Origin of the sequence: Clostridium sp. BNL1100 (assembly GCF_000244875.1) — a bacterium.
GTDB lineage: Bacteria > Bacillota > Clostridia > Acetivibrionales > DSM-1351 > Ruminiclostridium.
In genome coordinates, this window is sequence record NC_016791.1 from 1525251 (window position 1) to 1551334 (window position 26084).

Sequence of the window (26084 nt, forward strand, 5' to 3'; positions counted from 1 at the left end):
AAATGAAAAAGTATTTGGTAATGGTAGGTAATCTATTAATCTATGTTGTTACATATTTCTTAATCATTAAGTCATTAGTCTATATCGGGAAAGGATATATACTTCCAAGACCGGGAATAGGCCCATGGCTGAACAGAAATTCGCTGGTTGTAACAGTTACAAGTGACTTGATACAATTTACTATTTTCTACTTTGTATTTAAGAAGTTTAAGGGAATTAATTTACTTAAATATGTTAAGCTAACGGAAAAAATCAGCAAGAAGAATTTTGCGGTTATTTTTGTTATCGGATTGGCTTCAGGGTTTTTTACGTCTTCAGTATTCAAGCTTCCTTTTATAACCGAAAGATATCCGGATTTGATAAACATAATGAAATTCATGTTTATAGATGGGGGAACTATAGTAGTATTTACCTGCTTCCTTCTGGTTGGGTCGGTCTATAAGGAAATACTGTTCAGAGGGCTGATTTTCAATGAGTTGAGAGATAAACTGCCGGTTGTTGCGGCTGTAATAATACAGGGACTTATGTACGGATTGATGTTCTTTAATATGAATGTACCATTGATAGCTTATGGATTTTTAGGAGCAGTATTATTTGTTACCCTGTACTTACTGGTTAAGTCCTTATGGGCTTCAGTAATTGCACAGGCTTCATGTCAGGGAATTATGTACATTTTAATGAGAACGGAAGATTCCATTCTCAATAAAGGTACTGCTTGGCCCGCAATCGCAATCAGTTTTGTCATAATTGTAGCGGGTGTAATTTATCTCACAAAAATTAATAAGTCAAAGAATGCCCTAAGTAATTTTGCTTCGGCACGATAAGAAAATAACCGGGGAGGATAAAACAAAAATGAAAAGATATCTCAAAATGACAGGTTATATAGTGTTATATTTAATATTGCTTTATGCAGTACTAAGAGGAGTCCAATGGGTAGTGTTCAACATTTGCTCGAAGAATAAGGCTCTTAATGATTTCCTGTGGAGTAACAAAACTCTCTTTAGTTTTTCAATATCCATAATTACAATTTCTTTGTATTCTTTAATTTTAAAACTTCGAAACAAAAATCTTTTTAAGATATGCAGTTTCACTAAAATAAGTCCAAAGAACGTACTTGGTATAGCTTTAATGGGTATTTCAATGTGCTTATTTACAACATGCTTTACATCTATAAATTTTATCGGTAAAACCTTTCCGCAGTTCGGAGAATACATGGATAGTTTCTTCCAGACAAAAGGAAGTTTTTTGATTTTTATAATTATGCTTATGGTTCTTCCTATGTTTGAAGAAATCATTTTCAGAGGAGTTATATTCAACGAGTTAAGGTCAAATATACCAATTGTTGCTGCTGTACTGATTCAGGCCTTAATATACGGTTTGCTGCAATTAAATCCGGTTTTGGGAACTTACGCTGCAATAGGTTCAGTTATATATGTACTTCCTTACATATGGACCAAATCCCTTTGGGGCTCCATTCTTGTTCAGGATTCATGTATACTGGGACTCTTTATCTTTAGAAAAACAGGTATTAAGGATATATTAGCAGGAACAGGGAACGTGGGATTGATTCTTCTTACATTAGTAGGAATAGCAGGTATTCTTGCAGCCGGGTACTTCGTTCGGAAAAACTCTGTTAAAGAAAAACTAAAGGGTGGATTCTATGTTGGATTTTAATTTGATTGAGTATGACGAGGGTATGGATGAAATTGAAGAAATTTCTTCAAAAGATATAGCTGTAATAGGAATGTCTGCGCACCTTCCCCAAGCTTCCGATTTGGATGAATTCTGGGACAATATGCGAAATGGTATTGATTGTGTTACCGAATTTCCTAATTCCAGAAGGGCTGATGCAGACAGGTATTTAAGATTTAAGAATATGTATGTAAACGATGTTAAATACCGAGATGGAGCCTATCTTGAGGAAATAGATAAATTTGATTACAAGTTTTTTAATATTTCACCTAAAGAGGCTGCTCTCATGGACCCCAATCAAAGGTTGTTCCTTCAGACAGCTTGGGAAGCAATTGAGGATTCAGGATACGGTAGCAGAAAAATTGAGGGAAGTGAAACCGGAGTTTACGTGGGATATGTTTCAGGTCTTGAATATAAGCAGTTTATTTCAGAGGTAGAGCCTTCATCGTCAGTAGCTTCAATTCCGGGCAACCTTACTTCGGTAATAGCAGGCAGATTATCATATATTCTGGATCTAAAAGGGCCAAGCGTGATGGTGGATACTGCATGCTCGTCATCACTTGTGGCGGTACACATGGCATGTACGGGGATTAGAAACGGAGACTGCGAAATGGCAATCGCAGGGAGTGTTAAGCTCAGCTTTTTGCCTGTACAGACAGGTGACAAATTCGGCATAGAATCGGGGGATAGCAGAACAAGAGCTTTTGATGACAGCTCAGACGGCACTGGCATGGGAGAAGGAGTAATAGCCATTTTGCTGAAGCCTTTAAGTAAAGCTGTAAGGGACGGAGACAGAGTTTATGGGGTTATAAAAGGAAGTGCTGTAAATCAAGATGGAAGGTCTATAGGGCTTACTGCACCAAATGCGGTCGCACAGGAGAAAGTAATATTAAAAGCGTGGAAAGATGCCGGAATCAATCCTGAGACAATTTCATACATAGAAACTCACGGCACAGGTACCAAGCTCGGAGATCCAATTGAAATAGACGGGATAACCAGAGCATTTCGAAATTATACCCAGAAAAATCAATTCTGCGCTATCGGAGCTCTTAAAACCAATATAGGCCATTTGGATAATGCATCAGGAATAGCCGGCTTGGTAAGGGCAATATTGGCAATGGATAATAAAGAAATACCTCCAATACTTCACTTTAACAAGCCCAACAGTAAAATTAATTTTGAAACTTCTCCCGTCTATATAAATAAGGAGCTTACACCATGGGAAACAGAAGGCTTTGCAAGAAGATGCGGAGTAAGCGCCTTTGGCCTTAGTGGCACAAATTGTCATGTAGTCCTGGAAGAACCTCCAGCCATTGAATATGAACAGGAAATTGAAAGTGAGAAAATTAAGGTTTTTACCATTTCTGCCAAAAGTTTAGATGCACTAAGGATATTAATACAAAAGTACTTAAAACTTACTGAGAAATGGGATAAGCAAAAACTTGAAGACATTTGCTATACAGCTCTTACGGGTAGAGGACACTATGAATACAGAGTAGCTATAGTAATCAGAAGTAAGGATGATTTTAAAGACAAAATCCGAGAGCTGTCAAAAATGGATATAGCTAAAGAAAGTGGAGAACGGTTCTTCTATGGCCAATGTCATAAGTTAAATAATCAGATTGACGCAAGCACTAACACGATGCTTATAGAGTTTGTGGAAGGTTCATGTGTAAACGAAGATTTAATTAATGAGATTCTCAAACTTTATGTAAAAGGTGCCAACATTCAGTGGGAGGAAATGTACAGAAAAGAAAGCAGGAAAAAGGCTGCTATCCCAGTATATCCTTTTGAGAAAAGAAGATGCTGGATTGAAATACCGGAGGTTTCAAAGGAGACGGTTGTATCAGTTAAACAAATAGAAGAAGAAAAATCTTCTACGGACATAAAGCTCACAGGCAGTGAAAATGGAGAATACACACAGACTCAAATACTTTTGGGCCAGATTTGGGGAACTGTATTAGGATATAAGGAAATTGATATTAACGAAGATTTTTACGAGCTTGGAGGAGACTCTATAATAGCCGCAAATATTGCAAACAGGACAGCTAAACAAATTGATGCTTCATTGAGTGTGGCGGATATTTTAGCATTTACCACTATACAAGAGCTTTCTGACTATATTGACAAGGAGTTGAAGAAACAGATTTCCACTCCTAAAATCAGTAAATTTATAGAGCCTGTGGAGGAAAAAGATTATTATCCGGCTTCATCAGCACAAAAAAGGCTTTATGTACTGGGACAGTTAAAAGGCATCGAAACCTGCTACAATATGCCTGGAGTTATGATAATAGAGGGAAAGTTGAATAAAGCAAGGTTTGAAGATGCTTTTAAAACGCTTGTGCAAAGGCATGAAACTCTAAAAACTTCTTTTCAAACAGTTAACTGTGAAATTGTTCAGGTAGTACACAAAGACACTCAATTTAACGTTAAGTACTCAGAGTTGGATGATTTTACAGGAACAGAAGAAGAAATTGTACGAGGCCTCATGCATTCCTTTGTAAAGCCATTTGACTTGGAAACAGCTCCCCTTTTAAGGGTTGAAATTGTAAAGATAGATGAAAACAGGCATATTATGATGTTTGACATGCACCATATAATATCCGACGGGACCTCAATGGCTATTTTAGTAAAGGAAATTATTGATTTATATGATGGCAGGCAGCTGCCGGAATTGAGAATACAGTACAAGGACTTTGCTGATTGGCAGAATAGGCTTCTCCAATCTCAGGAAATTAAAAAGCAGGAAGAATATTGGGTTAAAAGGTTTGAAGGAGAAATTCCGCTCCTTCAAATGCCTACTGATTATAGCCGACCAAATGCTAAAAGCTTTGAAGGGGACAGATACAATTTTGTGTTGGGCGAGGAGCTTACAAGTGCGGTTAACAGATTGGCCAAGGAGTCAGGAACTACCCTTTATATGGTACTGATGGCAGCATATAATATTCTTCTTTCAAAGTATTCCGGCCAGACCGACATAATTGTTGGTTCTCCGATAGCAGGCAGACAAAATGCAGACCTTGAAAACATAATCGGTATGTTTGTAAATGCTCTTCCTATTAGAAACCTTATTGAATATGACAAATCTTTCATAGAGTTTTTATATAACGTAAGAGATACTTCACTCAGGGCTTATGAGAATCAAGACTACCAATTTGAAATGCTGGTGGAAAAGCTCAACTTACAGGTAAAGCCGGGACGTAATCCTATATTTGATGTGGCATTTGTGCTGCAAAATATGAAGATGCCGCAGATGAGCGTAAAAGGCCTGAATTTTAAACCTTACATGGATGATTCAAAATCATCAAAAGCAGATTTTACCCTAATGGCTACGGAAGAAGGGGAAACAATATCCTATGTTTTTGAGTACTGTACTAAATTATTTAAGCCTGAGACAATAGAGCGTTTGTCCAAGGACTTTATAAAAATAATTAAAATCGTTACAGATAACAGGCAAATCAAAATAAAGGATATAGAACTGCTTGAAAAAGATGAGGAAAACAAGTTTGCCTCTATTATTAAAAATATGGGGGATGTATTTAATAAGCTTATAGACGAAGATTTTGGAGATATTTAAGCTTTTTTTAAAATGTAAAGTTTGTGAGGGATAATGATATGAATACAAATATTTTAACGTTGTATAAAGAGTTTGAGGATGCAAAGAAGTACTGGGAAGAAAAATTAGGCGGCGAAATCAATCAGCTTAAGCTTCCGGTTGATTATCCGAATAACAACAACTATACATATGGAACCCGTGAAATGGCATTAGGAGAAGAACTGTCAAAAAAGCTATTATCTCTTGGTAAGAATCAAGACCTGCTGATTTTCATAATAATGCTTACAAGCCTGAAGATATTATTCTATAAATATACGGGACAGGAGGACATATTAGTTGCAGCTCCTACTTATAAAGATGAAAATATACAGAAGGTTAATAAATATGTAATTTTAAGGGATATTCTTAGGGCGGACATGTCCTTTAAAGAACTTTTGGTTAATGTAAAGCAAACAGTGTCACAGGGGTACAAGAATCAGCATTATCCTGTTGAAAAACTTATAGAGCTAATAGAGGAAAGTAACGGTGATATACTGGCTCTGAATACTGTATTGATGATGAAAGGTATTCATAATGAAGGAGCCAACGAAGATATAGGAAAGTCCTTTACAAATAATCTGAAACTGTTAGTCTCTGTTGAGGGAAATTATCTAAATATCAAGACGATATATAATGCAAGCCTTTTTAAAGAGGAATCAATAAGGACGTTGGTGGAGCGTTATGAGTATATATTAAGTCAGGCCGTGGAAGATTTAAATAAAAAGCTTACAGATTTTACAATTATCACTGAAATTGAAAAAGAGAAAATAATTCATGAATTCAATAATACAACAAGGGATTATCCTCATAATAAAACAATTCACCAACTGTTTGAAGAACAGGCACAAAAGACCCCCGAAAAAACTGCGATAGTATATAGAAACCGTGAGGTTACATATTCCAGTCTAAACAAAGAAGCAAACAAACTGGCAAATTACCTGATAGCAACTCAGGATATAAAACCGGATACACTTATAGGCCTTTTTATGGAAAACAGCATAGAGCAGATAACAGCAATTCTTGGCATTTTAAAAGCCGGAGGGGCTTATGTTCCCATATCCACAGGGCTTCCGGAAGAGAGAATAAAAACCATAATAAATGATTCTCAAATTAAGTTTATGGTTTCTACAAAAAAGAATATAAAAATGCTGAACAAACTTCAATGGGAGTGTAAAACACTGGAAAACTTCCTATGTATGGATTCCGAAGACATATACTCTGAACCTGAGTTACAGGAAAGCGGCCTCATGGATAAAAAGCTCTGGGAATACATAGGTGAAAACGCAGTAGATGAAATAACCGGTGGAGGATGGGCAAGCAGTTATACCGGAGAAAATCTTTCAAAAGAAGAAATGTCGGAATATGCAGACAATGTTTTTGAGAAATTGAAGCCATTTTTGAAACCAGAAGCCAGAGTACTTGAAATAGGCTGTGCTTCAGGTATCAGTATGTTTAAAATTGCTCCCCAGGTAGGAATGTACTATGGCACCGACCTTTCAGGGGTTATTATTGAAAAGGACAGAGAAAGGGCTGTCAAAGAAGGTTTCAATAATATAATGTTGGAATGTCTTCCGGCACATGAGATTGACCGGGTTTCAGAGAATGATTTTGACATTGTAATAATCAACAGTGTAATTCAGGCTTTCAGCGGACACAATTATCTGAGACAGGTTATCAAAAAGGCATTGAAACTTATGAAAGACAAGGGTGTGCTTTTTATCGGTGATATTATGGATCAAGATAAAAAGTATGAACTGCTGGAATCTCTATTGGAATTCAAGAAACAGAATCCCGGATATGATACTAAAACAGACGTTAGTGAGGAACTCTTTGTTTCAAGAGGATTTTTTAAAGACCTGTCTGTTGAAATGAAAGAGATTCAAAAGGTAGAATTCTCAACTAAAATACACACTATAGAAAATGAACTTACAAGATTCCGCTATGATACTGTACTTCGTATTGACAAGAATTGCGGGGAAAAGGAACCTAAATATGAAAAGAACCGCTATCAATACGACCTAACTGTTTTAAAGAACTTTTCGGAGGAATCTCCGGCTTGTTCCGTCACACAGAATAACCTGGCGTACATAATTTATACCTCGGGAACAACAGGCAAGCCAAAAGGTGTAATGCTGGAGCATAGAGGAGTTGCAAACCTTAAAGGGATTTTTGATAATACACTTGGATTAAATGAAAAAGATAGGGTAATACATTTCGCAAGCATATCTTTTGATGCTTCAGTTTGGGATATTTTCACCGGGCTTTTAACGGGTGCAACCCTGTACATAATGCCGGAAGAGGTAATTGGAAATTATGAAAAATTTGAGGGATTCATTAATGAAAATAAAATAACCTTTGCTACTTTGCCTCCTACTTATCTGGTGAATTTAAATCCAGGTAAGATTACTTCAATGAAAAAGCTTATAACAGCGGGTTCGGCTGCTAGTCCTGAACTTCTTTCTAAATGGAAGGACCGTGTGGAATACAGAAACGGTTACGGGCCAACAGAATCAACGGTATGCGCTACCCTTTGGAAGTACGAAAGCGACTATAGCATTGATAATTCTGTACCAATTGGAAAACCTGCAAATAATATAAGGGTTTATATTGTAGACAATAACAACAATCTTCAACCAGTGGGTGTAGTAGGAGAACTGTGCATTGCAGGAGTATCCCTGGCAAGAGGATATCTCAACAACAAAGAGCTTACGGATGAAAAATTCGTAGAGAGTCCTTTTTTACCGGGCGAAAGAATGTACAAATCAGGAGACCTGGCAAGATGGCTGCCTGATGGAAATATCGAATTTCTGGGAAGAAAGGACCAGCAGGTTAAAATCAGAGGTTTCAGAATAGAAACAGGAGAGATAGAAGCTCAACTGCTAAAGCACGGTTTAATACAGGAAGTTGCGGTTATACCACGGGGGGATGAGGACAAATACCTTTGCGCCTATTTTACTGCCCCGGAGAAGCTTGCGATTTCAGAGGTAAAGGAATTTCTGGCAAGAAGGCTTCCTGACTATATGATACCTTTGTACTTTGTGCAATTAGACAGTATGCCTCTTACTTCAAACAGCAAAATAAATGTTAAAGCCCTGCCTGATCCTGATGGAAGACAAAGTTTGGGTGTAAAATACGTGGAACCAAGAAATGAGACGGAAAAGGAATTGGCGGCTATTTGGAGTGCGATTCTCGGAATTGAGAAAATCGGCATAGACGATGATTTTTTCCAGCTTGGGGGACATTCCTTGAAAGCTACTGCTTTGGTAACCAATATTCACAGAGCATTTAATACCGAAATTCAGCTAAAAGAGGTTTTTAATACACCTACCATAAGAGGCCTTGCAAATAAAATTAAAAATTGCGTACCAAGCATTTACTCATCCATAAAACCAATTGACAGACCTCAAAACTGTCCGACAGGATTTTATCCGGTTTCATCGGCACAAAAGAGACTTTTTATAATAAACCAGTATGAGGGTATAGGAACAGGATACAACATGCCTGCTGCTGTTTGTATAGAAGGAATTCTTGACATAGAACGCCTTAAACAAAGCTTTAAGAAATTAATTAAAAGACATGAATCACTAAGGACTTATTTTCGGATATACGAAGATGAGATTATGCAGGTAGTTCAGAAGGAGGCTGATTTCAATATAGAGTTTATTGATATATCTGAAAAACCTGAAACTACACCGGATATAAAATCTTTTATAAAGCCCTTTGAATTGGATAAAGCACCTCTTTTAAGAGCGACATTAGTTAAGATCACAGAGGACAGACATATATTAATTATTGACATGCACCATATTATTTCAGATGGTATGTCCATGAATGTAATTATAGAAGAATTTGCACAAATTTACGAGGGACAGAGCCTCCCTGAACTTAAAATACAGTACAAGGATTATGCATCTTGGCAGAATGACCTGTTTAAATCTGATTCTATTAAAAAGCAGGAAGAGTACTGGAAGAAGGTATTCAAAGGCGATATACCTGTACTCGATATGCCTTACGACTATACAAGACCATTAATACAGAATTTCGAAGGAGACAGAATAAACTTCAAGCTTGACCGTAGTATGGCAAAGAAGTTGAAGGAGCTTGCTTCAAAGACAGAAACTACACTTTATATGGTAATGCTTGCAGCATACAATATTTTGCTATCAAAATATGCAGGGCAAGAGGATATAGTGGTAGGCTCACCGATTGCGGGAAGACATCACCCGGATCTTCAGAGCATTGTAGGATTTTTTGTGAATACAGTTGCACTGAGAAATTCCGTTAGTGATGATAAACCATTTATTGATTTTCTTGCACAAGTAAAGGAAAACACACTTGAGGCCTTTGAAAATCAGGATTATCAATTTGAGCAACTGGTGGACATTCTGGCTTTGCCAAGAGATATGAGCAGAAATCCTTTATTTGATACAATGTTTGTTATGCAGAACATAGGAAATACGGAAATAAGTATAAACGGCTTAAAGTTTTCGTCAGTTGACATTGACTTCAGTACGGCAAAATTTGATTTGAAGATGGAAGCAATGGAATGGGAAGACGAAATAAAAATCGGGCTTGAATATAAAACAAAACTATTTAAAAGTGAGACTATGGAGAGTCTGGCACAGCACTACACAAATATTCTCCTTGCCATAACGGATTGCCCTGAATTGGAAATTTCACAGATAAGCCTTTTATCTGAAAATGAGGAAAATCAGCTTGTTTGTGGGTTTAACCAAGGCCTAACGGAGTCAAGACAACCCGACACCTTCAAACAGCTGTTTGAGAAGCAGGTTCATGCAGTTGCAGACAACATTGCTCTGGTTTCAGGAGAAGTACGGCTTAGTTATGGAGAATTGAATAAAAGAGCAAACAGCCTTGCCAGAGTATTGAGGTCAAATGGAATCAAACCTGACGAAATAGTTGGAATTTTATGTGAACAGTCATACCATATGATTATAAGTATTCTGGCTGTGACAAAGGCCGGAGGGGCATATATGCCTTTGAACCCGGAGCTTCCTCAAGACCGGATAGTATACATGCTTGAAGATAGCGGAGCCAAAATTCTTTTAAGCCATGGAGAACTTGTACAAAAGGTTGATTTCATGGGCATAATTATAGACCTTGACAACGAGAATACATATGACACGGACACTTCAAATCTGCCTGATATAAGTAAGCCTGACGACCTCATATATGTAATTTATACATCAGGAACTACCGGAAAACCAAAGGGAGTAATGATTGAAAATCACAGTCTGGTTAATTACTCTGATTGGTTTATTAAAAAGTTCAATATCGGCAAGAAAGACAAGACTGCAATAGTTTCATCACTTTGCTTTGACCTTGCTTATACCGCCCTGTATTCCGCCATGTTGAGCGGCAGCGAAATACATCTGCTATCAAAAGAGGAATACTCAGACCCGGAAATTCTACTTACATATATCAAAACAAGTGGAATAACTTATGTAAAAATGACTCCGTCTCTATTCAATATGATGGTTAATTCAGATACTTTCACCAAAACAAGTTCTTGTCACCATCTTAGCCTGATTGTTTTGGGAGGAGAAGAAATAAATCTAAAAGATTTAGAGGCATACAATAAAAAATACCCCGTAGCTACATTGGTAAATCATTATGGGCCCACTGAGACAACAGTTGGTGCAATCGCACAGGCTATTGATTTTACACAATTTGATAGCTATAAAAAACATCCGGTTATAGGTAAGCCAATTCAGAATGCGGGTGTATACATCCTTGATAAAAACATGAAGCCTGTTCCAGTTGGCATAAAGGGAGAATTGTACATAACGGGTGAAGGGGTAGCAAGGGGATATTTAAACAGACCTGACTTGACTTCTGAAAGGTTTATGGAAAATCCTTTTTTATTAAACGGAACACGAATTTACAAAACCGGTGATATTGGAAGATATATGCCTGACGGATGCATTGAATTCCTTGGAAGAGGGGACAACCAAATTAAAATAAGAGGTTACAGGGTTGAACTTGGAGAAATAGAGGCACAGCTTTTAAGGATAACTACTGTAAAAGATACTTTTGCGACAGTAAAAGAGGACGAAAACAAGGATAAGAATATTGTTGCTTACGTGGTTTGTGAAGGAGAATTGGATGAAAGGAGCCTCAGGGAATACCTTTCAGAGTACTTGCCCGGCTATATGATACCGACCTGCTTTATAAAACTTGAAAAAATACCTCTTACATTAAATGGTAAGGTGGATAAAAATGCTCTTCCTGACGTTGAGATAATTTCAGAAAGAGACTATGAAGAACCTTCCGGAGAAATAGAGATAAGACTTGCAAAAATATGGAGCGAAATACTGAAAGTTGAACGAATAGGTGCAAATGATAATTTCTTTGAACTTGGGGGACATTCTTTGAAGGCTACCATGCTAGTCAACAAAATACATAAAGAGTTGAATTCAGTTATACCTTTAAAGGAAGTTTTCACTTTGAAAAATTTAAAAAGTATGGCTGAGTATATTCAGAGTTCAAAGAGTAACAGTTTTTCATCGATAAAGCCGATAGAACAGAACAGCTATTATGAATTGTCGTCGGCGCAGAGAAGAATGTTTATTCTGAATACATTTGAAGAAACAGGTATTGCGTACAATCTGCCGGGAGTTATTGAGATATCAGGTAAGATTGACAAGCTCAAATTTGAAGAAGCTTTTAAAAAGCTGGTGGAGAGGCATGAATCTCTGAGGACATCCTTCAGGGTTGTAAATGAGCAGCCTGTTCAGGAGATACACCAACAGGCAGATTTACGGATAAAATACATTGAAATTCAAGAAAGCAGACTACCCAATGTAATTAAAGAATTTATCAGACCTTTTGACCTGGGTAAGGCTCCCCTTTTGAGAGTAGCACTTGTGAGTGTTTTGGACGGACAGTCAGAAGAAAGTGACAGATATACTTTACTTTATGACATGCATCATATTGTTTCGGATGGGGTATCAAGACGTATTATGGTTAATGAATTTATAAGCTTATACGAGGGTAAACAGCTTGAACCTTTAAGACTGCAATATAAGGATTTTGCAGCATGGCAGAACAATATGTTCCGCTCCGGTGAGATTGAAAAGCAGGAAAAGTACTGGAGAGAAAGGTTTGAAGGGAATATTCCGGTGCTAAATATGCCTACTGATTTTAAAAGGCCGGATATTAAAAACTTTGCAGGAAGTAATATAAGTTTCAAGGTTGAAAAGGATTTGGCTGTTGAGCTGAACAATCTAAATGCTAAGACGGGTTCTACCCTTTACATGGTACTGCTTGCCGCCTACAAGGTTCTTCTTTCCAGATATTCGGGACAGCAGGATTTGGTAGTTGGCTCTCCTATAGCCGGAAGACCTCACGCAGACATTGAGAATATAATCGGCATGTTTGTAAATATGATAGCCATCAGGAGTTTTCCTTCTTCTCATAAATCTTTTAATGAGTTTTTGAACGAGGTAAAGGAAAGCTGCTTAAAAGCATATGAGAATCAGGAATACCAGTACGAAGAGCTTGTGGACAAGCTTGGCGCAAAGAGGGATATGAGCAGAAATCCTCTATTTGATGTTTCCTTTACATTGCAGAATCTTGATATCGAAACAAATACACAAAGCCTTAAATTCAAGCCCTACGAATTTGAAAATTCTGTGTCCAAATTTGATTTGACCTTGTGGTGCGCTCAAGGAAATGACGGTATTGAATTCGTTTTTGAGTATTGTACCGGGTTATTTAAAAAAGAGACTATAGAACGACTAAAAAAGGATTACGTAAAAATATTGGAAAGCATAGTTGAAAATCCTGACATTAAAATCAAGGATATTGAACTGGAAGACAAATATCTTAAACGTGAAAAGGTATTGACGGATGATATACACTTTAATTTTTAAGGGGAGGGTATAAAAATGAGTCTTGACAGCTATTCAAGAAACATAATAATGTCTGCGGGTGAGTACGAAGAAGAAAAAAAATATTGGACTGAAAGACTTTATGGACATGAGGAAACAAGCGGTTTGCCTGCAAGCTTTTCCTGCATTAAAAAGGAGCAGGCTAAAAAGGCGTGCAAGAGCATTAATATCCAAAATGAGACATTGGAAAAGTTGATTTCCATTAGTGGCGGTTCGGATTACGCAATATATATGGTACTCATGTCCTGTGTAAGCTATCTTTTTTACAAATACACCGGTGGTAAAGACATCACCCTGGGTATGCCTGAATTTAAAAAAGAAGATACTGCCAATCCACTTAATATACTTCCCTTAAAAGTTAAAATAAACAGTAAGGAAACTTTCAAGGAGCTTTTAATAAGAGTAAAGGGAGATATTATTAAGGCAGACGAGAATAAAAATCTTCCTATGGAAATTATTGCAGAACTTTTGAGTGCAAAGCCTGAGGATACATCATCTCTGTTTAAAACGATTGTATTGTATGAGAATATACATGATAAAAGCTGCATTGAAGGCATGGAGCCGGATACCCTGTTTTATTTCAGTAGAAGTGAAGAGGCAATAAGGATAGATTTACACTATAATGAGGCGATTTATAAAAATGAATTTGTTGAAAGTGTGCTGAGACACCTGATTAATATTATCACCTCAGTTACAGCAAAACCTGATATTTTGCTGTCTAAGGTGGAGATTCTTTCAAATAGTGAAATAACTAGAATCTTGTACGACTTCAACAATACCCTTGAAAGTTATAACGGTAACAGAACCATGCATGACCTGTTTGAAGAACAGGTTGAAAAGACACCGGATAATACAGCAGTGGTATTCGGTGACAGCGAAATGACATATAAAGAACTGAACATGCAGGCCAACCGGCTTGCAGCATTACTCAGAGACAGGGGTGTCAAAACCGGAGTCTTTGTAGGTGTATTAATGGAGCGTTCTTTGGAGATGGTAATTGCAGTAATGGGAATATTAAAATCAGGTGGAATTTATGTTCCTTTTGAACCTGCTTTTCCAAGAATGCGTACTCAAAAAATACTTTCTGACCTTAAAATTCACTGTGTTATTACACAGCAACCACAGAGCAGAACTATTATTGAAATGCAGTGGGAACTGCCCCAACTGACAGATATAGTTTATATGGATGTGGATGATAAAGAACTTCCTATGGAGGAGATTGATAAAACATCCGTAAGACAACTATGGGATCATATTACTGAAAAATCTGTAGATGACGTTTCAGCAGGTGGTTTTGTCAGCAGTTATACCGGAAACCCGTTTTCAAAAGAAGAAGTGGATAAATACAAAAACCACGTTGCTTCTCTTGCAGCGCCCTATCTGGGTAAAGATAAAAAAGTGCTGGAAATTGGCTGTGGTTCAGGTTCTATCATGTTTTCAATTGCCCCACTTGTGAAAGAGTATACCGGGATTGACCCTTCAGAACTCACACAAAAACGAAATGAGGAAAATATCAAAGCAGGAGGATTTACCAATATTAAACTGGTAGATGGCTTTGCTCACGAGCTGGAAACGTTGATAGAGGATACTTTTGACGTTGTAATCATATCCAGTGTAGTCCAGTTCTTCCCGGGGTTTATTTACCTGAAAAAGGTAATTGAAAAGGCATTAAAGTCACTGAATCCCGGAGGAACTCTTATTGTGGCAGATGTAATGGATACAAGAAAAAAAGATGAGTTCAGAAATTCTTTGGAAGAGTTCAAAAGTAAAAACGCCGGACAAGAGGGTGTCAGGACAAAAACAGATACAGACGGAGAACTGTATGTAGACGAGCAGTTCTTTAATGAAATAAAGAAAAACAGTATTCAAGTAAATGAAGTAAGAGTACTGCATAGAAATAATAAATTTAACAACGAATTGGACTACAGATATGATGTTGTATTCAATACAGCTTTAGAAGTCCAAGCACAGGTAAATGATACGGAATTAAAAAGAAGTGACTGGACACTTATGGACATTAACAGGTATTCGGGAGAAAATCTTTGTCTCGATATAAAATCCGAAGACATGGCATATGTCATATATACGTCAGGTTCTACAGGGGTTCCCAAAGGGGTTGCGGTTCGCCATAAACCAGTTATAAACCTGATTGAATGGGTTAACAGAACCTTCGATGTCGGCTCTCATGACAGAATATTATTTGTGACATCCCTGTGCTTTGACCTGTCAGTTTACGATATTTTTGGAATTTTGGCTTCGGGAGGGTCCATACGTGTAGCTTCAAGAAACGAGCTGAGAGACCCGGCGAGGCTTGTTGATATTCTAAGAGAAGAACCAATAACCTTTTGGGATTCAGCTCCTGCCGCTTTGCAGCAACTTGTACCGTATTTCAACAAAGTAAAGCCGTCAAACAGTACGGATACTTTGAGACTGGTATTCCAAAGCGGTGATTGGATACCTGTGACATTGCCGGACAATGTAAGAAATGCATTTCCGGGTACGGAGGTCGTAAGTCTTGGAGGTGCCACAGAGGCTACTGTCTGGTCTAACTACTATCCGATTGGTGAGGTTGACCCTCAATGGGCTAGTATACCATACGGAAAGCCTATTCAGAATGCATTATACTATATTCTTGATTCAGACTTACAACCTTGTCCAATAGGTGTTACCGGGGATTTATATATAGGTGGCGAATGTCTTGCAAACAGATATATGAACGATGAAAAACTTACAAATGATAAATTCATTCCAGACCCTTTTAACAAGGAAATGGGGGGAAGAATGTATAAAACCGGAGACACTGCAAGGTGGTTTGAAGACGGAAATATGGAGTTTATGGGCAGAAAGGACTTTCAGGTAAAGGTCAGAGGATACAGGATTGAACTTGGTGAAATTGAAAGCAACTTACTCAAGCACAAGGATATAAAAGATGCAGCGGTTATCGTAAGAAAAGACGATGAAGACAATAATTACATCTGTGCCTATTATGTTTCGGACAAGGAATTGACTGTATCTGAGCTAAGAGAATACCTTTTAAGGGAATTGCCCTCATATATGGTACCTTCATTCTTTGTAAAAATCCCAAAACTGCCTTTGACACCTAATGGAAAACTGGACAGAAAAGGGCTGCCTGAGCCGTCTTTAAATATAAATACCGGAGTAGAATATGAAGCACCAAGAAATGATGCTGAAAAAAATCTGGCTCAGATATACCAGGAGGTACTTAAAGTTGAAAAAGTCGGTATAAATGATGACTTTTTCGACTTTGGGGGAGATTCCATAAAAGCTATTCAGGTTACATCTTCAGCAGAAAAATTGGGTATAAACATTTCAGTTTCTGATGTACTGAAATATAAAACTATCATTGATATTTTGAGCAACGTTGATTACACAAAAAAGAAGAATTCAATTTCACAGGAAGAAATAATAGGCGAAATACCTCTTACCCCTATTCAACAGTGGTTCTTTGAAACAGACAGAGGCTCTATACAACATTGGAATCAGGCGAATCTATTTTCTCTGAATAAAAATGTAAGCCTTAAGCAATTAGAAACCATATTCAGAGTGATAATTGAACATCACGATGCATTAAGAATCAGATATGATTTTTCAGATAAAGAGATAATTCAGATTAACACAGGTACTGAAGAAGCAGCTTTTAATCTTGAAGTAATTGATTTATCCCAACAAGACTATGAAACACAAAAAGATAGTATAAAAGAAATAAGTGAAAAAATACAGTCAGGTCTTGATTTACAGAACGACCTGTTGATAAAGGCATGTGTTTTTGAATTAGGTGATAATGGACGCAGACTGTTAATTGCTGTTCACCACCTTGTAATAGACGGAGTATCCTGGAGAATTCTGCTGGAAGATATGGAGAATCTGTTTAAATCACAGCTTAAAGAGAAACTTCCATTAAAGACTACTTCTTTTAAAGAATGGAGCAAAAAGCTTGAAAGTTACGCAAATGAGAAATCCCTGGATATTGATTACTGGTTAAACATGAGTAATTTGGAAACGAGTTCATTTACAAATAAAAAGGTAGAGGATAACTATTTCAGAGACCACAGGAAGCTTTCATTTGAGCTTGGAACTGAACATACTAAAGGACTTCTTACCGAAGCCAATAAAGCTTATGGTACTGAGGTTAACGATATTCTTCTGTCTGCTCTGGTGCTTTCTCTGGTCAAAGTTTTTGATATGGACAGAATCTTTCTGATGTTGGAAGGGTACGGACGTGATGAAATAATTGAAGGGATAAATCTGTCCAGAACAATAGGTTGGTTTACAAGTATATATCCTGTTTATCTTGAAAGACAAAACAGTATTGAAAATACAATTAAAGGAGTCAGTCAAAACCTTAGAAAAATACCGTCAAAAGGTATTAATTACGGACTTTCGAGATATTTAAACAAAAATGATAAATTGAAGACAATAAAGCCTGAAATTTCCTTTAATTATTTGGGACAATTTGATAATGCTGAAAGTGAAGAGGACGGATTGCTGGGACGGTGCAACGAAGAATATGGGGTGAGTATTAATGAAAATAATACCCACGATTATTTAATGGATTTTAATGGAATGGTAGCAGATGGTAAGCTAAGGTTTATAGTGGGCTATAACGAAAAATATATAGACAATGATACCGCCAGAGAGACGGCAGAGCATTTTGAGAAATCGCTGTTGGAAATACTTAAACATTGTAAAAACAAGCTTAATGAATCATTTGAGGTAAAAAATCAAAAACTCTATCAGATTAACGAACCCGGCAAAAAGGAATTAAAAATAGTCCTTCAAAATGAAATAACAACATACCTTTGCCATTCATTACCCATATGTGTAATATTGGCAGACGAAAGACTAATTCCTTGGTATAACGAACACTTTATAAAGCTATTTACGGAGTTTCAGCCAAGGGGTATGCTGTATCTGGATTTCCTTGAAGTTAGGGCACCATACAACGAGGTGATTCAGGAAGTATATATGGGCTATGAACTTCTTAAGGGGATACCGGATATCGTAGACTATGTAATTGATAAAATAAACCTGGGCTACTATGTTATCATACATGTGGATGAATACTATATTCCACAGAAAAGATTCTATAAAAAGCTGCACTACGTCCATCATTCTATTGTATATGGTTACGACAATTCAACTAGGGAGCTGAAGGCTATAGGATTTAACGCAGAGCAGATATTTACATATCTTAGCTTTGATTATGATTTGTTCAAAGAAGCGTATGAAAGTGGAAAATTGCACTATAAAAATGCTGCACCATGGGCTGAAACAAATGCTGTAGAGTTGTTGAAAGTAAAGGATTTTTTGACAGATTACCCATACAGTGTTGAACGGTTTACATCAACTTTAGAAGAATATGTAAACTCAAAAGAAGACTTGCATGTTGTCTTTACACATAAATTTGACAAGTATGTATTGGATAGAGATCGTTTGAAATTTGGGATTGATATATACGACGAAATCATACTACATTTACATAATCTAACGGAAGGCAAGGTTACTGTAGATTATAGAGCAATTCATCTCTTGCATGAGCATAAAAAATCCATATATAAAAGATTGCAGTATGCAGCATCGAAATGTAACGCATCTGTAAGGCTTGAGGAACTTATAAAAGAGTACCTTGAAGTTATTGAACTGGTTGATTCCGCAAGAAGGTTATTCTTAAAATATACCTTTACCGGAAGGGATGACTATAATCTCTTGCCTGATAAGGAGGCCGTGATACAGATAATTGATTTATTAAAACAAGTAAAGGATATGGAGAAGCGGATTCTTTCCGACATATGTGTACAACTGAGAATGTAAGTATGTTTTAGGATAACGTGAAAATACGAAGTTTAAAATGAATTCAGACAAGGGTTTTCGAATAATTGATTACAAATCTTGAAGAACTGTATATTGCAAACAATCATATAACTGATCTCTCAGCTATATGATTGTTTGCCACGATTAAGAATTCTCGATGCATCAAAAAACTCAATAGAAAATCGGTCAGCAATTGATCAATTAAAATATAGCAAATTACAAAAGTAAAAAAGGTTAATAATTACCTTCCCTTAACAAATCTTGCAGTTGCATAGGCAAATGCCAATAATCCAAACAATATAAGTGCTGCTCCTATGTAAATATTTAAAGTCCATGGGCCTATATGATTAGTATTTGTCAAAGTAGAATATATTAAATTGCCTCCCATAATAGCATATATAATAAATCCTGCCAGATTTATTATTAAATTGTTATTTCTGCTTAAACTCCACGCAGCTAAAAATAATAATAGTGAACATTCCAACGCTAGTATCCACTCAACTCCGCCTACACTTATTCCAAAAAGACATATTAAAATTACAAAATACAACGGTATTAGCAATGTAAAAAACATAGTTCTGTTATTCTTTTTTAACATAATAGTCCCCCGCTAAATTGTGTCGTACCACGTTATACTATATCAATATACACTATTTAGATGTCAGATATCAATTTATTTCATAAAAGGATGATATCGTAAAATAATCGAAAAAATATTCAAAAAAGGTTTAAATTATTGAAAGTAATGTGTATAATTATAATCAGATGGATAAAAGTGGATAATTTGTAAAAGTCAAGGAGGTAGTAAATAATACTACGAATTAGGGCGGTTCATAAAACGACCAAATACATAATATATTAACTCGAAAAATTTTAAAAGGAGCGTACATTTATGAAAAAAAGTTTGATAAGCTTTGTTTTAATCTTAACAATTATATCTGTATTTAGCTGTTCTGCTTTTGCCTATTCACCAGTAACAAAAATTAATGGACAAATTTGGGAGACGGAACCTAATGATTCCCTGAAGATGCAACAATAATATATCAAGTGGGTTCTACAGTATATCCAACCTATGGATCAATGACAAATGTCTACGATGGAGATTATTATTTATATCAGTGCAATATCACAAAAACAAAAACTTTACGAGTTGGCAGAAGTGCAGGTTTAGCGCATGTTCCTGATGCAGGACTTTTTGTAGCTTGCTACGATTTAACAGCTGACAAAAATGTATTTGAACAACACGTACTTGTTTCTAAAGGAGCAACTGTAGCATTCCAGACTGTTGCAGGACATGAGTATACTATATATGTTGCCCTTGAAGGACCTGTGGACGCTATGCAACAGGACTTAGATGGACAAGATTTCAGATATCTTGTAGCCTTACCCTAATACATAAACAGAAGTTAAAGGTAAAATACCAATTAATCCGCTTTATCTATTAAATAGCAATGTAAAGAATAATAAGTAGTATAATAAATGAACCGATAGTTATCCATCGGTTCATTTATTGTTGTAAAAAGTATAAAAATTGGAACACTCTTGTTTTACAGGATGTTGCATTTTAAGGATGATATTCCATTTTATGGATTTAATATGTATAATAAAAAGTACCGTACCAGTTAGTAGTTATGTACTAATAATAGACTACAACAACAATTTTTATTGAAGAATGGAGAAATATGAAAGCAGATAATAATACATCCATAATTTATTGGCTTGGGGGTTCAACTTGTGCTGGAAAGACAACAATTTCAAATATCCTTTCAGAGAAATATGGATTCATTGTATATCACTGTGATGAATATTTGGCTAAACATATCGAAAAATCAAATGCTCAAGAGCATCCAAATCTAAACCGAGTAATTAAAATTAGTTGGAATGATATTCTTAGTATGAAAGCTGAGGAATATTTGAAATGGACAATTGGTTTATTCAAAGAAGAATTTAAAATGATTTTAGAAGATTTGAATAAGTTTTCTGATGGTAAACCTATTCTTGTAGAAGGTGTAGGCTTGCTTCCTGAACTTATAAACAATGAAATTTCTGATATTGACCATGCTATATGGATAGTAGCCGATGAATTATTTTACAAAAGGCATCAAATGGAAAGGAAGGAATTGTATGAAAGAATAAGAGAATGCTCAAAACCAGAACAGGCATTGGAAAATTATATAAATTATGATTTAGCAATGGGCAGATATATTATTAATGATGCAAAAAGGCTTGGGTTAAGTGTAATTGAAATAGGAAATGATTGTGAAATAATAAAAAATGTAGAAACCATTTCTTCATATTTCAAATTGGTTTAAGATTGTTGCACAATGTTTATATATATTAACTTAAATGGGCTGCATATTTTCAAAAGTATGCAGTTTTTGCTTGCTTAAATATTTAGCAATAACCTGATATTAAGAAAAAAGGATGGTTCACATAAATAAGTGAACACACATAGTTTGTAATAAGACATTTACTATTTGTAGACATGTGGAGGTTGAAAATGTTTAATTATGATACAGAGCGACAGGGGATTCCTCATCCTATTATAGTGGAGGCTAGACAAATTGCATCCAACCGAATTTTAATGACGTATGATCAACGGACTGATTTAGATTCAGCAACAAATGTTTCGAATTATTGGATTAGAAGTAATATGGGTACTGTTGGTATAGCGAGCGTAGGTATGAAAGAAGCTCTAACGGCAAATAATGCAATACGCCCCGATATGGCAGGAATAACACCTGCTGACAATTCGAGGATGAGATACATCATGACATTTAGGGTTAATGCAATGTCTGGTATCATGTATACAGTGCTCCCTTGTTTTGTTAATCTGGAGGGAATGACTGGTTTTAGAGGAGAAAATTGGAGTACATTTAGCAGAAATATGTTTATTGGCATGTAATTCAGATGTTGAAATTTTGTGTACTGCATATTCCATAACAATATGCAGTATTTATTTGCTCACAATCTTGCTTATTTATTTCACAATAGCCTGATAGTATGATTATTATTCCTTTTTATAAAATTTTAGTATAAAATAGAGGAATCAGGATATGTTTGAGGTGACTATTTCATTTGGGAGGAAAGAAAAATGAGCGAACTTATTAAATTCGAAGTTAAAAAATTGCCAAGTATAAAACTAGTGGGAAAAGAACTACGTTATAATATGGAAGCACATATGAAAGGTGATAATCGGATTCCCGCTTTTTGGGATAAATGTTTCACTGACGAAATTTTTCTACTACTTGAAAAACAAACCGATTTTATCTATGACAGTGCATACGTAGGTGTAATGATTGACTGGGATAATGAGGATGGAGACTTTTCATATATCGTTGGTATGTTAATGAAAGATGGAGTATCTGTTCCAGAAGGCTACTACTATAAAGATATAGAAGAAACAGATGTTGCAATTGGATGGATTAAAGGTACAAACACAGCTGATGTTTGCTCTTCTGCTCATTCTCTTACTGAGCAAGCCATTAAAGAAAATGGGTATAAGTGTGACAAAATGAAATGGTGCATGGAGTTGTATAATTGTCCTCGATATACTACACCTGATGAAAATGGCGATATAACACTTGATTATTATATTCCCGTTAATGATAACTAATTAGTGTACATTGTTTTACAATATTTCTATGAAGTAGAATAACGGGTATTGCATATGAATAATATATGAAGAACTAATGCTCGTATTCTGCTTGTATTTCATATAAGCCTGATTTAACGATAAATATTCCATTTTATAGTGTTATATTATAAAACAGAAAGTACTACATATAAGTTTGGTGTACAACAAAAATAAATGGGAGTGGGATTTTATGAAGAATGCTAAACTGTCCAGAAATCTATGGATAATTTCTGGGTTTTGTTTTTTGATATCTACTTTTTTGTCATTAGAAAGCAGTAAATTTATTATGGTACCAATTCTAAATGGTATTACGTGTATTCTCTTTTTTATTAATGCTTATATTAGCCATAAGAAAATATAATAAGTGAGGCTGCATACTATTTTCCAGTATACAGTGCTTATTGTTCATTATCCTAATCTTTATGCAATATGCCTATTTTGAACTTTGTTCTTTGTGGAAATATCTATACCCTAAAATGCAGATGGGGATAAAATATGCACACCATATTTCCAGCAAAATGGTTCCCGGAACATTACTTGTCCCTGCGGTGAAAACAGGAAACATAGGTACAAAAAGGCAAGACAAAAAGAATACACCATGTCCCCATAGCAATCCCCGAAGAACTTTATCGCCTTTACTTTTTGGCTCTATTGTAAACGCAATTAAAAATGTCGATAATCCCATGAATCCATAGCCAAGTAAGTCATAGTTGAAAAACAGACTGCCAATATGCCCATAGCTTATTATTGATAATGCTTCATCACTTAACAATGGATTCATTCTTATGGTGGTACACTCTGCGTAATAAACCAAGAAAATAATTACAGCATACACAGCGGCGAATGCGATTCCGGTCAATCCAACAGCTTTCTTATCATTATTTTTGCTTTTTGAGAATAATGAAACCATAAACGGTATAAAACCAACCGCTATAAAAATGCTGGAAAGACAGCTTAGAAATATCGTGTTGAAAAATAATCCAAAAACCATAGAAACAGCAAAAGATAAAACCGCCAGCCCTGTTATCACAGCTCCCGTTTTCCCCATTATAATATTATTCATGCGGATGCCTCCGATAATATAAATACTGCTAACCTAAACCCAAGTCCTATGATACCACAGGCCCCACACCCTGTAAATCCACAACACCAAAAAATTTCCTAATTCTGACACCTGTTCCCCTCAAAGGTATCAACCCTCATAACATTGTAGATTCACATTGTGCTTGCAGAGTCCTTTAATATGCCGACATATCAGTTAGGAATATCGATTATTCTCGCATATCCCAAAGATGTGATAAAAAATATATATCAATGGGCTGCAGATTTGCAAAAGTATGCAGTTTTTGCTTGCGTGTGTTGTTTCGTATAAGCCTGATATAGCGATTGAACTTGTTTTACTTTTAACGTAATAGTAAAATAGGAAGGTAGTACATATATTTGTTTTAATGGAATTAACTTCGTTTATAGTGTTTCCATCGAGGGGAGCTGTTCATATTAAAATTAAAAAGAAGTCTATAAAAATTTGGATTTTTATCTTAGGAATCCTTTTAGTATTAGTATGCATATGTGGATTCTTACTAGCTTATATACCTGCAAAAATGTCTGAAAAGCACACAAATGAAATTGTTGAGTTATATTTTACAGATACAGGATACTCCCTTTCAGAATTTAATAAAAATTGGGCATCAAAAATCAATAATTATGAACTGACTTCAGTTTTTGGACATACAATTCCGGTTACATATATTTGCGCAAATGAAAAATATGAAAACAAAACTATCATCCTTGTCCACTGGCACGAATCAAATCATGAAGCAATGTATCCCATTGCAGAAGTATTTTTAGAAAAAGGTTGGAATGTTGTGCTGTATGACCAGCGGGCACATGGTCAGAATACTGCTAAAACAGTAACTTTTGGCTTATATGAAAGTCAGGACTTACAAGAAGTGGTTGATTTTACATACCAAAAATCAAAAGGAGCAACAATGGGTGCTTTAGGGCAATCTATGGGAGCAGCAACGATTGCCTTTTATTCAGGAACAGAACATGCAAGCAAGTATTTAGATTTTGCAGTAATTGATAGTGCGTTTAGTGGAATGTATGAAGAAATATATTGGGAGATTTCACAATCGCAAGTTCCTCTTCCCGCTACTGCGTTGACCAATCTCGGTAGCAGTTTCTGTAAATTAATATATGGTTACAGATATTCTGATATAAGCATTACGGAGCAAATGTGCTTAAACAATATACCAACTCTTATTATGCACAGTAAGCAGGACAACAAATGCCCTTATTATATGGGAGAAGAACTGTATAATGGTCTTTCACATTCTGATAAACAGTTAATTACATTCGAAAATTCTGAACATTTACTTTCATTTTGGGATGAAAAAGAACGATATATGCAGTCTGTATTTTTATTTATTGATAAGTTTGTTAAGTAATAAATGAGCATATGCGAGGTTGAATCTAAAGATATTAGTAAGGCCTCATGATACTATATCGTTCACGGTAATTCGCAGGTGTCATATTAACATATTTCTTAAATATCTTATAAAAATAAGTTATATCAACAAAACCACACATAAGGCTTATATCAGAAATTTTTATATTAGTTGTAATCAATAATTTTTTTGCGTGATTAATCCGGCTTTGAGCAATATAGTCAAATGGTGATATACCAAATATGCTTTTGAAAATTTTGCTATAAAAACTTTTACTCATGTGGCACATTTCAGCAAGACCGGATAATGTAAAATCTTTATGGAGATTATGGTCTATGTAAGCTTTGGAGGATTTTATCGAATCATAATTATTTTTAAAAGAACGGGTATTAACGTTTTTATTAGTAATCCCCGGAGTGAAAATCAATAGATTAAATATTGTCATAAGATATGATTTCAAGATTAACTGGCAACTTTGATGGTATTTGGTAAATTCGCTAAATACCTTGTAAAATAAAGCTTCCAATTCGACATTAAAAGTGTTTATCTTATTTGGGACATCCTTGAAAATACCTACATCACTAAGCATTTCTTTTTCATTTGGCACCCAGTAGGGTGTAAGTGTAGAATAAAGCTTTTTCCGGGAGTTATCATATATCGCATCAAACGCAACAACAATAAAATAGTAACCGGAATATCCCTCAACTACTGTACCGGGTACTCTTAAAAATACATCACCTTTTACTACGGAAGCAACTTCTCCGTTAGTTATTATTGTTCCGCTTCCTCCTGTTATGAGTTCAAGCTCATAGAATCTGACAGTTCTTTTTGGAAAATGTGTCCCAATAGGATATGGAACATTGTTTTCATTTATGGTAAATGCTTCTATAATGTACGGATTTAAAATTGATTGGTGCTCACTGTTCATATCGATTTAACTTCCTTATTATTTCAACATTATATCCCAT

General features: G+C 35.7%; 13 protein-coding genes. 10 read left to right on the top strand and 3 right to left on the bottom strand.

Annotation, left to right across the window (positions count from 1 at the left end):
• The first annotated feature begins 2 nt into the window (after positions 1-2).
• From CLO1100_RS06335 to CLO1100_RS06355, 5 genes are read left to right on the top strand one after another with little or no spacing between them, the layout of a single operon-like run.
• Positions 3-824, top strand: coding sequence for a CPBP family intramembrane glutamic endopeptidase (locus CLO1100_RS06335; protein WP_014312923.1), 822 nt, complete (start codon positions 3-5; stop codon positions 822-824).
• 28 nt (positions 825-852) lie between these two features.
• Positions 853-1674 carry a CPBP family intramembrane glutamic endopeptidase gene (locus tag CLO1100_RS06340; RefSeq protein WP_014312924.1) on the top strand — a complete coding sequence of 274 codons (822 nt, stop codon included), beginning with the start codon at positions 853-855 and terminating at the stop codon, positions 1672-1674.
• On the top strand, positions 1661-5269 hold the full coding sequence (locus CLO1100_RS06345; RefSeq protein WP_014312925.1) for a condensation domain-containing protein: 3609 nt from the start codon (positions 1661-1663) through the stop codon (positions 5267-5269). Before CLO1100_RS06340 ends, CLO1100_RS06345 begins: the two co-directional genes overlap by 14 nt.
• A 38-nt stretch (positions 5270-5307) precedes the next feature.
• Entirely contained in the window at positions 5308-13182 is a 7875-nt protein-coding gene (locus tag CLO1100_RS06350; protein ID WP_014312926.1) for a non-ribosomal peptide synthetase, read from the top strand.
• 15 nt (positions 13183-13197) lie between these two features.
• Complete coding sequence (locus CLO1100_RS06355) at positions 13198-19032, top strand: non-ribosomal peptide synthetase (RefSeq protein ID WP_014312927.1); 5835 nt, start codon at positions 13198-13200, stop codon at positions 19030-19032.
• Between the two features lie 241 nt (positions 19033-19273).
• On the opposite strand, the gene CLO1100_RS06360 is transcribed toward CLO1100_RS06355, so the two are convergent.
• Positions 19274-19630 carry a hypothetical protein gene (locus tag CLO1100_RS06360; protein ID WP_014312928.1) on the bottom strand — a complete coding sequence of 119 codons (357 nt, stop codon included), beginning with the start codon at positions 19628-19630 and terminating at the stop codon, positions 19274-19276.
• 482 nt (positions 19631-20112) lie between these two features.
• Between CLO1100_RS06360 and CLO1100_RS06365 the strand changes: the two genes are divergently transcribed.
• From CLO1100_RS06365 to CLO1100_RS06380, 4 genes are all read left to right on the top strand, one after another.
• Positions 20113-20424, top strand: coding sequence for a hypothetical protein (locus CLO1100_RS06365; RefSeq protein ID WP_014312930.1), 312 nt, complete (start codon positions 20113-20115; stop codon positions 20422-20424).
• A gap of 290 nt (positions 20425-20714) precedes the next feature.
• A complete protein-coding gene (locus tag CLO1100_RS06370) occupies positions 20715-21344 on the top strand; it encodes a hypothetical protein (protein ID WP_014312931.1) in 630 nt (209 codons plus the stop codon).
• A gap of 188 nt (positions 21345-21532) precedes the next feature.
• Complete coding sequence (locus CLO1100_RS06375) at positions 21533-21937, top strand: hypothetical protein (RefSeq protein WP_014312932.1); 405 nt, start codon at positions 21533-21535, stop codon at positions 21935-21937.
• A 189-nt stretch (positions 21938-22126) separates the two neighbouring features.
• Positions 22127-22648: a GyrI-like domain-containing protein gene (locus tag CLO1100_RS06380; RefSeq protein ID WP_014312933.1), complete on the top strand. Its 522-nt coding sequence runs from the start codon at positions 22127-22129 to the stop codon at positions 22646-22648.
• Positions 22649-23102: 454 nt separating this feature from the next.
• Here CLO1100_RS06380 and CLO1100_RS06385 read toward each other — a convergent pair whose 3' ends face one another.
• Positions 23103-23732 carry a hypothetical protein gene (locus CLO1100_RS06385; RefSeq protein WP_014312934.1) on the bottom strand — a complete coding sequence of 210 codons (630 nt, stop codon included), beginning with the start codon at positions 23730-23732 and terminating at the stop codon, positions 23103-23105.
• A 385-nt stretch (positions 23733-24117) separates the two neighbouring features.
• Here CLO1100_RS06385 and CLO1100_RS06390 point away from each other — a divergent pair, with 385 nt between their 5' ends.
• Positions 24118-25116: an alpha/beta hydrolase gene (locus CLO1100_RS06390; protein ID WP_014312935.1), complete on the top strand. Its 999-nt coding sequence runs from the start codon at positions 24118-24120 to the stop codon at positions 25114-25116.
• A 34-nt stretch (positions 25117-25150) separates the two neighbouring features.
• Here the strand turns inward: CLO1100_RS06390 and CLO1100_RS06395 are convergent, their stop codons facing one another.
• On the bottom strand, positions 25151-26044 hold the full coding sequence (locus CLO1100_RS06395) for an AraC family transcriptional regulator (protein ID WP_014312936.1): 894 nt from the start codon (positions 26042-26044) through the stop codon (positions 25151-25153).
• Between the last annotated feature and the right edge of the window lie 40 nt (positions 26045-26084).